10 protein-coding genes and 1 pseudogene are annotated in these 14,496 nt (G+C 36.0%); 5 read left to right on the forward strand and 6 right to left on the reverse strand.

Features of this window, described 5'->3' with window-relative positions; translation table 11 throughout:
* The 6 genes and pseudogenes from ABD692_RS07190 to ABD692_RS07215 all read right to left on the reverse strand — a co-directional run bounded on the left by ABD692_RS07190 (position 1) and on the right by ABD692_RS07215 (position 5,758).
* On the reverse strand, positions 1-924 hold the full coding sequence (locus ABD692_RS07190; RefSeq protein WP_344766000.1) for a Nif3-like dinuclear metal center hexameric protein: 924 nt from the start codon (positions 922-924) through the stop codon (positions 1-3).
* Between the two features lie 37 nt (positions 925-961).
* Positions 962-2,146, reverse strand: coding sequence for an NRAMP family divalent metal transporter (locus tag ABD692_RS07195; protein ID WP_344766001.1), 1,185 nt, complete (start codon positions 2,144-2,146; stop codon positions 962-964).
* Between the two features lie 8 nt (positions 2,147-2,154).
* Positions 2,155-2,910 (reverse strand): LamB/YcsF family protein, encoded by a 756-nt coding sequence (locus tag ABD692_RS07200; protein ID WP_344766002.1) that lies wholly within the window; start codon positions 2,908-2,910, stop codon positions 2,155-2,157.
* Positions 2,910-3,905 (reverse strand): annotated as a pseudogene (locus tag ABD692_RS07205) (5-oxoprolinase subunit C family protein). The gene ABD692_RS07200 and the pseudogene ABD692_RS07205 overlap by 1 nt, the downstream one beginning before the upstream one ends.
* A complete protein-coding gene (gene pxpB / locus ABD692_RS07210; protein ID WP_344766003.1) occupies positions 3,902-4,633 on the reverse strand; it encodes a 5-oxoprolinase subunit PxpB in 732 nt (243 codons plus the stop codon). The pseudogene ABD692_RS07205 and the gene pxpB overlap by 4 nt, the downstream one beginning before the upstream one ends.
* Positions 4,634-4,759: 126 nt before the next feature.
* On the reverse strand, positions 4,760-5,758 hold the full coding sequence (locus ABD692_RS07215) for a LacI family DNA-binding transcriptional regulator (protein ID WP_344766004.1): 999 nt from the start codon (positions 5,756-5,758) through the stop codon (positions 4,760-4,762).
* A gap of 259 nt (positions 5,759-6,017) precedes the next feature.
* Here ABD692_RS07215 and ABD692_RS07220 point away from each other — a divergent pair, with 259 nt between their 5' ends.
* The 5 genes from ABD692_RS07220 (at position 6,018) to ABD692_RS07240 (ending at position 14,493) form a co-directional block, all read left to right on the forward strand.
* The gene (locus ABD692_RS07220) at positions 6,018-7,859 is read left to right on the forward strand and encodes a glycoside hydrolase family 13 protein (protein ID WP_344766005.1); all 1,842 of its coding nucleotides are present in this window, start codon (positions 6,018-6,020) and stop codon (positions 7,857-7,859) included.
* A gap of 8 nt (positions 7,860-7,867) precedes the next feature.
* Positions 7,868-9,214 (forward strand): MFS transporter, encoded by a 1,347-nt coding sequence (locus tag ABD692_RS07225; RefSeq protein ID WP_344766006.1) that lies wholly within the window; start codon positions 7,868-7,870, stop codon positions 9,212-9,214.
* A complete protein-coding gene (locus ABD692_RS07230) occupies positions 9,211-10,395 on the forward strand; it encodes a glucosidase family protein (protein WP_344766007.1) in 1,185 nt (394 codons plus the stop codon). Before ABD692_RS07225 ends, ABD692_RS07230 begins: the two co-directional genes overlap by 4 nt.
* 12 nt (positions 10,396-10,407) lie before the next feature.
* The gene (locus tag ABD692_RS07235) at positions 10,408-11,340 is read left to right on the forward strand and encodes a carbohydrate kinase family protein (protein WP_344766008.1); all 933 of its coding nucleotides are present in this window, start codon (positions 10,408-10,410) and stop codon (positions 11,338-11,340) included.
* Positions 11,341-11,466: 126 nt separating this feature from the next.
* Complete coding sequence (locus ABD692_RS07240) at positions 11,467-14,493, forward strand: SusC/RagA family TonB-linked outer membrane protein (RefSeq protein ID WP_344766009.1); 3,027 nt, start codon at positions 11,467-11,469, stop codon at positions 14,491-14,493.
* The last annotated feature ends 3 nt before the right edge of the window (positions 14,494-14,496 follow it).

A 14,496-nucleotide genomic window follows, 5' to 3' on the forward strand; every position in this document is an offset into this window, starting at 1 on the left:
TTACAACATCGAAAGTGAAGCACCAGTTTTAATAAAATTTGCTTTAACGGATGGGAACTTATTTTTAAGCCAATTGCGCATATATGTAGCTCCATCTTCTTCACTTGCAACATGCCCAAGCACAATTAAACAAATATTTTCGCCTTTTGCTCTTGCATCCCGAACATATTCTGCGGTTTCCCATTCAGAAATTTCGCCAGTAACTAAAACATCGGGTTTATTTTTAATTATGGCCTCAATTTGTCTTTGTCCACCCGCAGCACCTGGCATAAGTAAAATTTTGCTGCAAGAGGCCTTTAAATCTCCAATATAACGAAGCGAAGGAATTTCCAGTTTCGCTTTTAAATCATGAATAAGTTCTTTTAAACTTAATGCAGATGTAAAGTTGTACATATTCTGATCAGGATTACCATATTTACCCCAGCTTAAGCGTTCAACCAAACCTTTTCTAACACCATCTGGATGAACACTATGAATGTAATCATGATTTCGCCAAACAGCAATATTATGTTTTTTTAGTAATTCCGATTTATATTTAAAAACCTCATCATTTTCAAGCCATTTTGTTGCATCCTGATGATTATAAAAAGTTGGCTCGTGGGCTATTATAAAGTTTGCACCTAAAGCAATTGTTTTGCGAATAACTTCGATTGTGGCAAACATACAAGTAACCACACCAGTAACTACAATATCTGCATTGCCCGATTTTAATGTATCAACCGTGTTCGGAATTGCACCATTCGGAACCTCACTTATAAACGAATTCATGATCTCTCCTACGGTTATTTGACGAGATTCTTCTACAAATAGAGATGCTATGGAAGAGAATGGAGAAGAAACCAGCACTGCAGAACCAGTTGCAATAGTTAAATTACTTAGAAATTTTCTTCTCTGAACATTGGATACATTTTCTCCGTTTTTCATAAATCAGTTTAATTTGGTTTGAACCTAAAGTTAATTTTTATTTACCAGTAATCATCTGTACAATTGTGCCGTAACTCATCCATACCATGGTAATTACGACGGCCAAACCTGTTATGGTTAACAATAACGGTTGTTTATAATTCGAAACAATTTTAGAACGATAAGCTGCAACAAGCATAATTCCTAAAGCAATTGGCAAAATAAACCCATTAATTGCCCCTACAGTTAATAATATAGAAACAGGTTTGCCAATAAGGATAAATATTATGCAGGAGATTGAAATAAAGGTTATAATTATTTCTCGGTTAAATTTCAATATCACAGGGTGAAAACTTTTGATAAATGAAACCGATGTATAAGCAGAACCCACAACTGATGAAATACCAGCAGCCCAAATTACAACTCCAAATATTTTATATCCCAATTCGCCACTTGCAAATTTAAAAACTGACGCCGCAGGATTTGATGGATCTAGCTTTACACCTGTGCTTACTACGCCTAAAGCGGCAATAAACAAGAGCAAGCGCATCAGTGATGCCAAACCAATAGCGCTTAGCGCACCCTTATTTACAGCACTCAGGTTTTCTATACCAGTTTGTCTGGCATCGAGTAAGCGATGTGCCCCTGAAAAGGTAATATAACCACCAACTGTTCCGCCAACGATTGTTAACACTGCGGTAAAGCTAAATTGCGTCGGATTTACAGCTCTTATTGCAGCTTCTGCTAACGGTGGTTCGCTTACCCAGGCAATAAACAGAGCAAGTAAAATCTTAATCAAACCCATGGTTTTTGCAAAAACGTCCATCGCTTTGCCTGCCTCTTTATAAATAAAAATGCCGATTGCAATAATGGCACTAATTATAGCGCCATGACTTACACTAATTCCGAAGAGTACATTTAAGCCAAGTCCAGCGCCCGCAATATTTCCGATATTAAATGCTAAACCACCTAAAAAAACTAAAAAAGATATAAAGTAACCCAAACCAGGGAATACCTGATTGGCAATATCTTGTGCAGGTTTATCGGCAACAGCAATAATCCTCCAGATATTTAACTGAGCTACAGCATCCAAAATAATCGAAAGTAGAATTACAAAGGCGAAACTTGCCCCCAGTTGTTCGGTAAAAACAGCCGTCTGCGTTAAAAAACCAGGACCAATAGCCGAAGAAGCCATTAAAAAAGCCGCACCTAAAAGAATACTCCAATTATATTTTTTCTTCATTTGATTAGTTATGGTGCTTTTACAGCAATTCCTTTCGATTTAAACGCTTCCCTTATTGTTTTAGCAAACTCTATAGCATGTTTACCATCGCCATGTAAACAAAGTGTTTCTGCCTTTACTGCGATTATTTTGTTGTTCATTGAAACGACTTCTTGATGTTCAGCAAATCTTAAAACCTGTTGTACAGATTGTTTTTCGTCTTCAATCATTGCCCCTGGCTGCGTTCTTGGCGTTAATGATCCATCATCCTGGTAACTTCTATCGGCAAAAACTTCAGAAGCTGTAGCAAGTCCTGATCTTTCTGCTGCTTCAATCATTTTACTTCCAGCCAATCCATATAAAATTAGATTAGCATCAAAATCGTAAACCGCTTGTACAATGGCTTTAGCAAGCTCTATATCTTTTGCTGCCATGTTATAAAGTGCGCCGTGTGCTTTAACATGATGTAATTTTGCACCCACAGCCTTAACAAAACCATTTAAGGCTCCAATTTGATAAAGTGTGATCTGATAAGCTTCCCTAGCAGATATTTTCATTTCCCGTCGTCCAAAACCTTGTAAATCCTGAAATCCAGGGTGTGCGCCAATAGCCAAACCTTTTTGCAAAGCCAGCGCTACAGTATCCTGCATAACCTGTGCATCGCCAGCATGAAAACCACAGGCTATATTTACTGATGAGATATAATCCATCAAAACGATATCATTTGGCATTGAATAATTTCCAAATGCCTCTCCCATGTCGCAGTTAATATCTATACTTTTCATCAGATTAAATATTTAAAATTTATAGAATCGGTAATTATTGATAATTCACTTTCCCGTTCAAAATACAAACGTTCGGCCTCATCTGCAGAAATTTCCGTAAAATTTATTACATCGCCTGGCTTTAATTGCGCACAAAGTGATAAATCTACATCTGCGATTCTGGCAATTCGAGGATATCCTCCAGTAGTTTGGCAGTCGGCCATTAAAATTATAAGTTCGCCACTTCCCGTAACCTGAATGGTTCCTGGGCTTACGGCTGTGCTTAAAAGTTCTTTCTTTATTTTTCGTTTCAAAGATTTACCAACCAGCTGATACCCCATTCGATTACTTTTTATGCCAATAGTGTATGGATTAGACAAAAATGTGAGAATTGAATCTACATCAAACCATCCAAACTCATTTGCTGGAACAACTCTTATGGTTTTCAAATCCGCAGGGATTAATTCTGTTGTAGCAATGCTCCATCTGGTATATGAATAGCGTTCGCCTGATAGTTGTTTAAGAATCGTTTCGGCTACCGTATTTCAATCATTCTTATTTGCCAATACATCGCCCTTTTGTAAAACACGACCATTAAACCCGCCTAATTTTGCTGGCACATAAGTGCTTTTACTTCCCATTAAGTTTGGTACATCCCATCCCCCCGAAATTGCTAAATGGGTACGAACACCATTTATATTAGGCGTTAACTTAATTACCGAACCTTCAGGAAAAAACAAGGGTCTATCATGTGGTACAATTTGTCCATTAAAATTCAGGTATGCTCCTTTTCCGCTATACGAAATCAAGATATCAGTTTCTGCTTTAAAACTTGCATCAGCGTATGTAAATTCAATAGTTGCAGCATTATCGTTGTTTCCAATGGCTCGATTAGCAATTCTATGAGCCAGACTATCCATTGCACCAGAAACTGGCACAGCTTGATCTAAAAAATTGTTTCTGCCTAAATCCTGAATGGTACTGAATATTCCTGGCTTAATGATACTGATCCTCATACTTCAACTAAATCATTAAACGCTTTGGCACTAATCGATTTAAATACAACCTGATCGCCTGCTTTTAAGAAAGATGGAATTTCTCTTGCGGCATCAAACATTTTAATTGGCGTTCGCCCTATAATTTGCCAACCGCCTGGCGTTTCCATTGGATAGATTCCAGTTTGCCCGCCTGCTATACCAACAGAACCTGGTGCAATTCTAGGATTCGGAAATTGCTTTCTTGGAGTAGATAATCTTTCATCCATCCCGCCTAAATAAGCAAAACCTGGCACAAAGCCAATCATAAATACCCTGTACTCAACAGCAGTATGCAATTGAATAACTTCTGCTTTACTCAAATTATTGATATTAGCAACCTCCGAAATATCTGGACCAAATTGCTCATCATAACAAACTGGAATAATAACATGATCACTTAAAAAGGTGGCATCATTCTTTTCTTTTAGGCTAAGGAGATTTACATACGCAGATACTTTTTCGAAACAGGTTTCGCCCGAGAGTGCAGAAGCATTAACTAAAACTGGATCGTAAAAAATGCTTAAAGTACAATAGCCTGGAACAGTTGAATTTAGTCCCGAAAAGGGATTCCTTAGAATTACCTCGTTAAAAGCTGCTATTGTATCAGATAAATCCTTACTTATTGTATCTCCAAATTCTATTGTAACTGATTTTTCGCTTAAAGCGTAAATACGCATTGGAGAATCAGAAATAAAAGTTTTAGTCATATAAATTTGGAGGAAAATCTTATTAAAAATAAATTAATTAGCTGAAAAACAGTTACAAAATTTACATTTCTTAAAAATGATTATATAATACAACAATTGCAACCGTTTAACATTATACCTTAACACTTAAAGCGAACCACCTTTTACAAGAATTGATTGATCGATTATGGTTTGCGCAAACGAACTTCCAGCTATACATTTCATCATTCTACTAAAAGCTAATTTACCCAACTTAAAGCCACTGGTTTCGGCATAAGTAATTTCTGGATAAAACAACTTAGGAATCATTCCATCGCTTATCGCAATTATACCAATATCCTCTGGCGTTTTAAGCCCTTTTCGTTGAATGGCTTTCATGGCTCCAGCTAAAGTTTCATCGCTCATGCAAAAAACTACAAAATCATTTTTCTTATAATTTGATAGCGCCTTTAAAGTCATACATTCTGCTTCATCTGAACTTGTGGCGTGCACCGTTTCTAAATTTATGTCAGGATTTGCATTTAACAGCACTTCAGAGAATTTTGGTAACCTAACCTGGGTTATTGACATATTCTTATCGCCAAAAATGCCAAAAACACGCTTAACATCCTTCTTTAAAATTTCTAAAGCCGCTAAAGTTGCTGCGTGTGCATCATTAACACAAATTTTATTGCACGACTCATACGCAGGAACTTTATCAAAAAAAATGACAGGAATACCTTGCGTATCCAATTTAAGAAAAGGTTCTATTTCTTTGGTTTCTGATGTAATGGCAATAAATATTCCTGAAACTCTTTTATGCCTACAATTTTTCAAAATCTCCAGTTCGATCTTTGGGTCGTTAGATGAACGATAGATAATAATCGAATACCCATAAATCCTTGCATCTTCCTCAATCGAACTTATAAAGGAGTGATAAAAGAAATTCGAAAGACTCGGAACAACCACCGCAAACTCCTTGCTATTATGTGTTCTGAGGTTTACAGCATAAGGATTTGGGTCGTACTCTATAAGTTCGGCCAGCTCATTCACTTTCTTTTTTGTTTCAGCCGAAATATCTGGATGGTCTTTTAAAGCTCTGGAAACTGTTGATATACTTAGACTTAACTTTTCAGCAATTTTCTTTAATGTAGGATTTTGACGCATCTCTATTTATTTGGTTACTCAAATATAAGTTTTCCACAACAAACATTTCCGCAAATGTTTCCGCAAACGTTTGCGGTTAAATTTCTCTATTTTGCGGGGTTTCGAATTGCTTTTACTTTTATCTTCATATAATTATTAGAAACAAAAGGTAAGCCAGGCTTTAATTATTGAAGCCGTTTTCTTAATCTAGTAATCTAGCCAAATACCTAACTAAAACTAAACTTTAAATATGTTTCTAACCAAACTGATTAGAGTGATTATGAGTAAAATCGAAAGAAAAAAATACTCGCATTCGCCTATCTTTTTAACTAACGGTAAAACTTCCATATTTAGAAGACCGCAAGTTTCTAAGCATTTTAATCATGTTAAGGGTTTCTTATTGTTCACGCTTCTATTTATCGCTTCATTTGGCTATGCCCAAAAAGACAGCGATTTCAAAACAGTTAAAAATCGTACCTGGTGGAAGGAAGCTGTAGTGTATCAAATTTATCCTAGAAGTTTTAAAGATAGTGACGGCGACGGTGTTGGCGATTTAAAAGGAATTATATCTAAGCTCGATTATATTAAAAGTTTAGGGGTTGATGCTGTTTGGTTAAACCCAATCTTCTCTTCGCCTAACGATGATAATGGTTACGACATTAGTGACTATAGAAACATAATGAAGGAATTTGGCACCATGCAGGATTTTGACAAATTACTTGCAGGATTGCACGAAAGAAAAATTAAACTGGTTTTAGATATGGTTCTTAACCATAGCAGCGATGAACATGAATGGTTTAAACAATCAAAATCTTCTCGTACAAATCCTTACCGCGATTATTACCACTGGTGGCCAGCAGAAAAAGGAACGCCAAAACCAAGATATAGTTTCTTCGATGTAAATAATGACGCCTGGAAATTCGATAAAACGACTAATGCATATTATTTACATTATTTCTCTCAAAAGCAACCCGATTTGAACTGGGAAAATGAAAAGCTTAGAAACGAGGTTTACGATATGATGAAGTTCTGGTTAGATAAAGGAATTGATGGATTGAGAATGGATGCCTTTCAATACGTTTCAAAAGATACTACCTGGCAAAAATATGTTGAAGGTTACGAAAAAAACATAATTAAATATTACGGTATGGGTCCAAACCTGCATACTTATTTAAAGGAAATGAATAAAACAGTTGTTAGCAAATATAATGTAATGACTGTTGCAGAAGGTGCAGGCAGTACGCTTGAAGATGCGCACTCGCTTGTAGATGAGGATAGAAATGAGTTAAATATGGCCTATCATTTTGAAGTGATGGATGTCGGGAACGATCCCAAAGGTTATAAACTTACTGATCTTAAGCGTGTTTTTACCAAATGGGAAACCTCATTTGCTGATAAAGGCTGGCTAGCTGTGTTTCTCGCCAACCATGATGTACCACGAATGGTGAGCAAATATGGCAACGATAGTGAGCAGTTTAGAGCAGCTTCTTCTAAATTATTAACAACGTTAATTATGACCATGCGTGGTACACCATTTTACTTTAATGGCGATGAACTGGGCATGTCGAATATCAAATTCGATAAAATTGAAGATTATAAAGACATTGCCACCATAAATGCTTACAAAAACCATGTTGCCAAAGGCGAAAATGTTACAGCTTTTATGGAACAACAAAAATTCATATCGCGTGATAATACTCGAACACCTTTTCAATGGAATTCTTCAGAGAATGCAGGATTTACGACGGGCAAACCTTGGATAAAAATTAATCAGAATTACAAAGCAGTTAACGTAACAACTGAAGCGGTTGATCCAAATAGCGTTTTATCTTATTTTAAAAAGATAGTTGCCCTTCGTAAAAATAGCGCTGCTTTAATTTATGGCACTTATAAAGTTTATGATATAAACAACCCTGAAGTTTACTGTTATACACGTAGCGAAGGAAATGAGAAGGTGCTGGTTATCTTAAATTTTTCTACTAAAAAAATCAATTATAAAATCGATAAAAACATAAATACCAATGCTTCTAAACTGCTAATCAGTAATTATAATAAAGCAGCTATAACAGCAAACCGCATTAATTTACTGCCTTGGCAATCTGTAATTTATAAACTTAAATAACCTTAAATATGATTGTAGCTTCAGAAAAAAAGGTTGAAAGTTTTTCATCGGGAATTAAGTTAAATTTCGGATCTATTATAGCCATGAACTTCGGTTTCTTTGGCATCCAATATAGTTTTGGTTTACAGCAAACCAACATGACGCCGATATATTCTTACTTAGGCGCTAATGCAGATCAGATTCCATTGTTAAATCTTGCTGGCCCAATGACTGGATTAATTATTCAGCCAATTATGGGTGCAATGAGTGATAAAACCACCAGCAGATTTGGCAGAAGAAGACCTTATTTTTTAATTGGAGCTATACTGTGCAGCATTTGTTTATTTGCCATGCCCTACAGCAGTTCTATTTGGATGGCGGCAAGCATACTTTGGATTCTAGATGCAGGCAATAACATTACAATGGAACCTTATCGGGCTTTTGTAAGCGATAAACTCCCATCAGAACAACATGCTCTCGGCTTTTTAACACAAAGTTTCTTTACTGGCCTGGGCATTACTTTAGCCAACTTAACGCCAGGTATTTTAATTGCTGCGGGCTTAATCAGTATTAACTCCAGAAGCGCAAATAATATCCCATATACTACATACGCTGCTTTTTTTATCGGAGGAGTAGTTTCCATCGGTTCTATTATGTTCAGTTGTTTCACCACAAAAGAAACGCCTTTAACCGCAGAAGAAATTAAAAAGGTTAAAGCAATGCCTGGCGGAATCGGAAGCATTTTTAAAGATATTATCGAAGCCTTTAAAGTTATGCCACCAACAATGAAAAAGCTCGGCATTGTTTATCTTTTTAACTGGTATGGAATGTTTATCTATTGGCAATTCATTACCCTGTGTTTGGCCAAAACAATTTTTAACACCGTTGATTCCGCTTCTGATGGCTTTGCTTCGGCACAATTGCTAACTGGAACGGTTAATGGCGGTTACAATGTGGTTACTTTTTTAGTTGCTTTTCCTTTGGCCTATTTCGCCAGGAAAATCACAGCACAAAGGGTCCATTTTTTAAGTCTGATATTAGGTGGTTTATGCCTGATTTCTTTACCAATGATAAACAACGAAGCTTTGCTCTTTATTCCAATAATCGGATTGGGTATTGCATGGGCAAGTATGATGGGTACACCTTATGCCATGCTGGCTGGGAGCATTCCGAAAGCGCAAACTGGAATTTTTATGGGTATACTGAACATGTTTATCGTTATGCCGATGCTACTCGAAACCATAACTTTTAAATATATATACAAGTACCTTTTGGGCCATAACCCCGAAAATGCCATTTTATTTGCAGGTGCATTAATTGCTATTGGCGGAATAATGGTTTTATTCATCAAGAAAAAAAGCGTAGAACTAGGATGATCGATATAAATGCATATAACCTTTCTTTAAACCTTTTGCATGAGGCATCAACACCGTTTGGATTTGTTGCAGCTGTGCATGAACACGATAATTATAAACGTGTTTGGACTAGAGATGGAGTAATAACATCAATTGCCGCGTTATTGAGTGACGATAAAAAATTAATAGAAACGGCTAAATCTACTATAGAAACACTTTTAAGCAATCAGCATTCGCTTGGTTTTATGCCTTCTAATGTTTCACCAACTGATCACACAGTAAGTTATGGCGGAACTTCAGGCCGAGCCGACAATCCATCTTGGGCCGTAATTGGTGTATGTGCTTATACAATTTTAACTGGCGATAAATCCCTTTGGGAAAAATACCAAAGGGAACTTAAAAAATGCTTTTCGGTAATGGATGCCTGGGAATTTAATGGCAAAAATTTAATCTATGTTCCACAAAGTGGAGATTGGGCTGATGAATATATACAACATGGTTATATACTTTTTGACCAGCTACTAAGGGTTTGGGCATTACGTTTAGCTTCATCAATAACTACAAATAAACTTTGGACAGATCAGGCAGAAAAGATTGTAAAATCCATTCGACAAAATTATTGGAAAACTGAAGCTAATCAATCTGCCTATGCACCAAACCTGCTTCATCAAATGGAAGATGCTTCGAACGAATTTTGGTTAATGGGATTTAATCCTGCAAGAATTTACAAATATTTTGATCTACAAGCCAACACATTCGCTTTACTATTAAATATTGGCGATCAGCACCAAAATGATAGCTTATTAAGTTGGATAAAAAACCTATATACCGAGAAAAAATTCATGCTCCCCTCCTTCTATCCTACTATTAAAAATGAAGATGCAGATATGAATGAGCTTAAAAACAATTATGCCTATGCCTTTCGTAACCAACCAAATTACTTTCATAATGGTGGTTTATGGGCAGTTTGGAATGGCTGGTTGGTTTCCGCATTAAATCAACATGGAGAAGCGGTACTTGCAAAAGATTTAATAATAAATATACATACAGCAAATGCTAAGGCAGAATTATTCAATGAATGCTTACATGGTAAGGACAAAAACCCTTGTGGTGTACCAAATTGTACCTGGAGTGCTGCGGGAGCCATAATTGCCGAACAATCTATATTAAATAACTCCTTTGCAAAGCTTTTTAAATTTTAATTGGTGGAAGAGATGAATGAGACTATGAATGAAAATCTATCGAAAAAAAAGGTGCTGGTAATTGGAGAGCTACTGGCAGATTTAATATCTGAAAAAGATATAGAATCATTGGCGTTTTCTTCTGGATTTGTAATGAGTCAAGGCGGAAGTTCTGCAAACTTATGTGCAAACTTAAAATGGATGAATATTGATGCCGAACTAATTGGCTCGGTTGGCGATGATGGTTTAGGAACCTATTTAATAAATGAGATAAAAGAAGTTGGATTATCGGATAAATATTTAACCCGACTTCCAAATTATCAAACAAGTTTGGTATTAGTTGGCAAGAGTAAGAACACTCCAGATTTTATCGCTTACAGAGGTGCAGACCTGCAAATAAAAAAAATTGAAGATAACCTCATTAATGAAGCTGAATTATTACACACCACAGCTTTTGCATTGAGCAAGGACCCAGCAAAAAGCAATATTTTAAATGCTTTTTCGAAGGCTTACAAAATGGGTAAATATCTGTCGATTGATTGGAATTATGCCCCATCTATCTGGAATGAGGATAATGGAGTTAATGTTTTCAATCAAATTTGCAGATTTAAGCCACTTATAAAAATAAGCTTAGATGATATTGAAAGATTTACGGGCAGAAAATTAACTATTGAAGAATCGATGCAGGAACTTAATCATATAGATGCACGAGTAATATGCCTTACTTGTGGAAAAGATGGTGTTTGGTTCAAAAAAGAAAATCAAGCCTGGTTTCATAAACTAGCCTTACCTGTTAACAAAGTAGTTAATGTTACAGGTGCTGGCGATGCATTTTGGGCGGGTTTTCTAGCACATTTTATAAACAAAAAATCTATCGAGGATTGTATTGAAAATGCGCTTACAACTGCTAGACAGAAAATAGAGAAATCTGAGCCATTATATAAGGGTAATTTGATTAACACGTAAAATAAATTGTATCTTAACTAATAACTATCTAACCAGAAAAAACATGACAACACACATCCCACCTTAAGATTAAACCTACAAAAACTTAAATAACCAAAATTTACTAACCAATTTAATAAATCAATTATGAACATTACTTTACCAAAAAGCAATTGGACTGTTTCGTCTTACAAACAGAAATTGCATTCTTTGGAGAAACTTATTCTGTTAAGTTTCTTAATGCTGTTCCTTAGTACAGCGGCATTCGCTCAAACTGTAGTAAAGGGTATCGTTTACGATAGCGATAAATCACCTATTCCGGGAGCAACGATTCAGGTAGCTGGCACAAATACCAGAACACAATCAGACATTGAAGGAAAGTTTTCAATTTCAGTTCCTTCACCTACATCAAAATTAATTTTCAGCTTCGTGGGTATGGAAACCCAAACCGTAAGTGTTAATAACCAAACCACTTTGAATGTTACCTTACTTTCATCAAATAACCTTGATGCTGTAGTAGTTGTAGGTTACGGCTCGGTTAAGAAAAGTGACTTAACTGGGGCTGCTACAACTGTTTCGGCTAAAGATTTTAACAAAGGCCCTCTAAACGCACCTGATCAATTAATTCAGGGTAAAGTTGCTGGTGTGCAAATGATTAACAATAGCGGTCAGCCTGGTGGCGCATCTACAGTAAGAATCAGGGGGAACTCAGCCATTACAGGTACAGGACAACCACTTTATGTAGTTGATGGAGTTGCACTTGATGGTAGATCTGCAAGACCTTCTACCAGTGCAGGTATTGGTACTGCTCCAGATGGCAATCCATTAAACTTTATCAATCCAGCTGATATCGAATCGATGGAGATTCTAAAAGATGCATCTGCAACTGCAATTTATGGTTCTCGTGCTGCTTACGGTGTAGTTTTAATCACAACCAAACGCGGTAAATCTGGCGATACTAAAATAGATATTAGTGCATCTGCAGGTGTTGGAAGCATTTCTAAAAAGGTTGATGTTTTATCAGGAGATGAATATCGTGCAGCTTTAGCTAAATATAATTTAGCAAATGGAAACTTCGGCACAAGTGTTGACGCTTTAGATGAAGTTCTTCGTACCGCTTACAATCAAAACTATTCTGTAGGTATAAGTGGTGGTTCAAATGGAAATACTTTCCGCGCATCTTTAGGCTATCAAGATCAGCAAGGTATTATTAAATCCACTGATTTTAAAAAATACAGCGCAGGTTTTAACGGTAATTTTAAGTTCTTAGAAAGCAAAAAATTAGGCCTTGATATTAATATGATTAGTAATCAATACTTAGAAAATATTGCACCAATTACAACCGACGCAGGTTTTACAGGAAGTTTAATTAGCCAGGCATTATCTTGGAACCCAACTCAATCATTTTATAACCCAGATGGTAGTTTGTTTATCGATTATGGCTCTACAACAATTAATCCTCTTGCTGCATTAGCCGCAAATAGCGATAAGGCTAAAGTATCAACCATTTTAGGAAGTGTATCTCCATACTATAAAATAACACCTTGGTTAGAATACCGAATGCTTGCAAGCGTTAATTACAGTAATGGTAACAGAAGGGCATCAACAAGAAGCTTCTTGAACTTACAAGGAATTCAGCCAGATGGTAATTTCTTAGGTGGTTATGCAAGTTATTCTAACACCGAATTAATTACTCAACAATTTACCAATACCTTAAACTTTAACAAAGAGATTGCTACAAAATTAAATTTAAACGCAATTGTTGGTTACGAATATTCGAATTTCATTAACAAGGGAACCATTAATACAGCAACAGGTTTTGGTGATATTGCATCAGATTATACCGATTCTTTTCAAACTACTGCGCCTGCTAACCGTACTTTCTCTGCTTTTAATAACCCAACCACAGAGTTGCAATCCTATTTCGCAAGAGCAATTTTTAACTACGATAGTAAATATATTTTAACCGCAACATTCAGAGCGGATGGATCGACCAAATTTGGTAAAACAAATCGTTATGGTTACTTCCCTTCGTTTGCAGCAGCGTGGGATATTAAGAAAGAAGCTTTTATGAAAGATGCTGCCTGGATTGACCAACTAAAATTAAGAGTGGGCTATGGTAAAACTGGTAACCAGGATTTCCCTTCTGGATCTGCACAACAACGATATGATTATGGCAATGCCAATGGTGCACCAACTTTAGTAGCGATTAACAACGCAAATCCAAACCTAAAATGGCAGTCGGATAAACAAACCAACGTTGGAGTTGATTTCGGATTTTTAGGCAATAAACTAACAGGATCAGTTGATTATTTCAACAAAGAAACCAACGATTTGTTATTCCCTCAAATTTCATTTGTACCTGCAGTTGGTGGAAATGTTCCTACTTGGGTGAATTTACCAGGCCAAATTATCAATAAAGGTGTTGAGTTAAGTTTAAGTGCAAATGTAATCGAAAAAGACAATATGTCATGGAATGTAAGTGGTAACGCTACATTTATCAAAAATAAAGTTCAAAACATTAACGGCATCATCAAAACTGGTTCATTAAACGGACAAGGTTTAAGTGGAGTGACAACAGAAGTTATTCAAAATGGATTACCGCTTTTTGCAATGGTTACCAGACAGTATAACGGTTTAGATGCAAATGGTTTCTCTTTATATACTGACGATGGTTTTACTAACTACTACGTAGGTAATCCGAATCCAAAAGTAATTATGGGTTTCAGTACTAATTTCAGATATAAAAAATTCTCCTTAACAGCAAACTTAAACGGTGCTTTCGGACAGAGCATTTACAACAATACAGCAAACTCGGTATTGGCAATTTCAAATTTAGGTACACGTAATGTTTCTTCAGCTTTAGTAAGTTTACCAGTTCAAGAATCTTTGGCAAATCCTATTGCTGCATCTTCTAGGTACATTGAAAAAGGAGATTATGTAAAATTGGCGAATGCTACAATTAACTATAACATTGGTAATGTTGGTAAAGCAATCAAATCTTTGAATATCTATGTTAACGGACAAAATTTATTTGTAATAACAAACTACACAGGTTTTGATCCAGAGGTTAATGTAAATAAGAGTGTAAGTGGCGTACCATCTGCAGGTATAGATTATACCGCTTATCCAACTGCTAGAACTTTCAATTTCGGAGTTAATTTTTCTCTTTAATTT

The sequence above is a fragment of the Pedobacter ginsengiterrae genome, from assembly GCF_039537385.1.
Lineage (GTDB): Bacteria > Bacteroidota > Bacteroidia > Sphingobacteriales > Sphingobacteriaceae > Pedobacter > Pedobacter ginsengiterrae.

What these genes read in the sequence shown, in the direction of transcription:
- ABD692_RS07190 (WP_344766000.1), bottom strand. Translation starts at nt 924, where the DNA reads ATGAAAAACGGAGAAAATGTATCCAATGTTCAGAGAAGAAAATTTCTA.
- ABD692_RS07195 (WP_344766001.1), bottom strand. Translation starts at nt 2,146, where the DNA reads ATGAAGAAAAAATATAATTGGAGTATTCTTTTAGGTGCGGCTTTTTTA.
- ABD692_RS07200 (WP_344766002.1), bottom strand. Translation starts at nt 2,910, where the DNA reads ATGAAAAGTATAGATATTAACTGCGACATGGGAGAGGCATTTGGAAAT.
- pxpB (WP_344766003.1), bottom strand. Translation starts at nt 4,633, where the DNA reads ATGACTAAAACTTTTATTTCTGATTCTCCAATGCGTATTTACGCTTTA.
- ABD692_RS07215 (WP_344766004.1), bottom strand. Translation starts at nt 5,758, where the DNA reads ATGCGTCAAAATCCTACATTAAAGAAAATTGCTGAAAAGTTAAGTCTA.
- ABD692_RS07220 (WP_344766005.1), top strand. Translation starts at nt 6,018, where the DNA reads ATGAGTAAAATCGAAAGAAAAAAATACTCGCATTCGCCTATCTTTTTA.
- ABD692_RS07225 (WP_344766006.1), top strand. Translation starts at nt 7,868, where the DNA reads ATGATTGTAGCTTCAGAAAAAAAGGTTGAAAGTTTTTCATCGGGAATT.
- ABD692_RS07230 (WP_344766007.1), top strand. Translation starts at nt 9,211, where the DNA reads ATGATCGATATAAATGCATATAACCTTTCTTTAAACCTTTTGCATGAG.
- ABD692_RS07235 (WP_344766008.1), top strand. Translation starts at nt 10,408, where the DNA reads ATGAATGAGACTATGAATGAAAATCTATCGAAAAAAAAGGTGCTGGTA.
- ABD692_RS07240 (WP_344766009.1), top strand. Translation starts at nt 11,467, where the DNA reads ATGAACATTACTTTACCAAAAAGCAATTGGACTGTTTCGTCTTACAAA.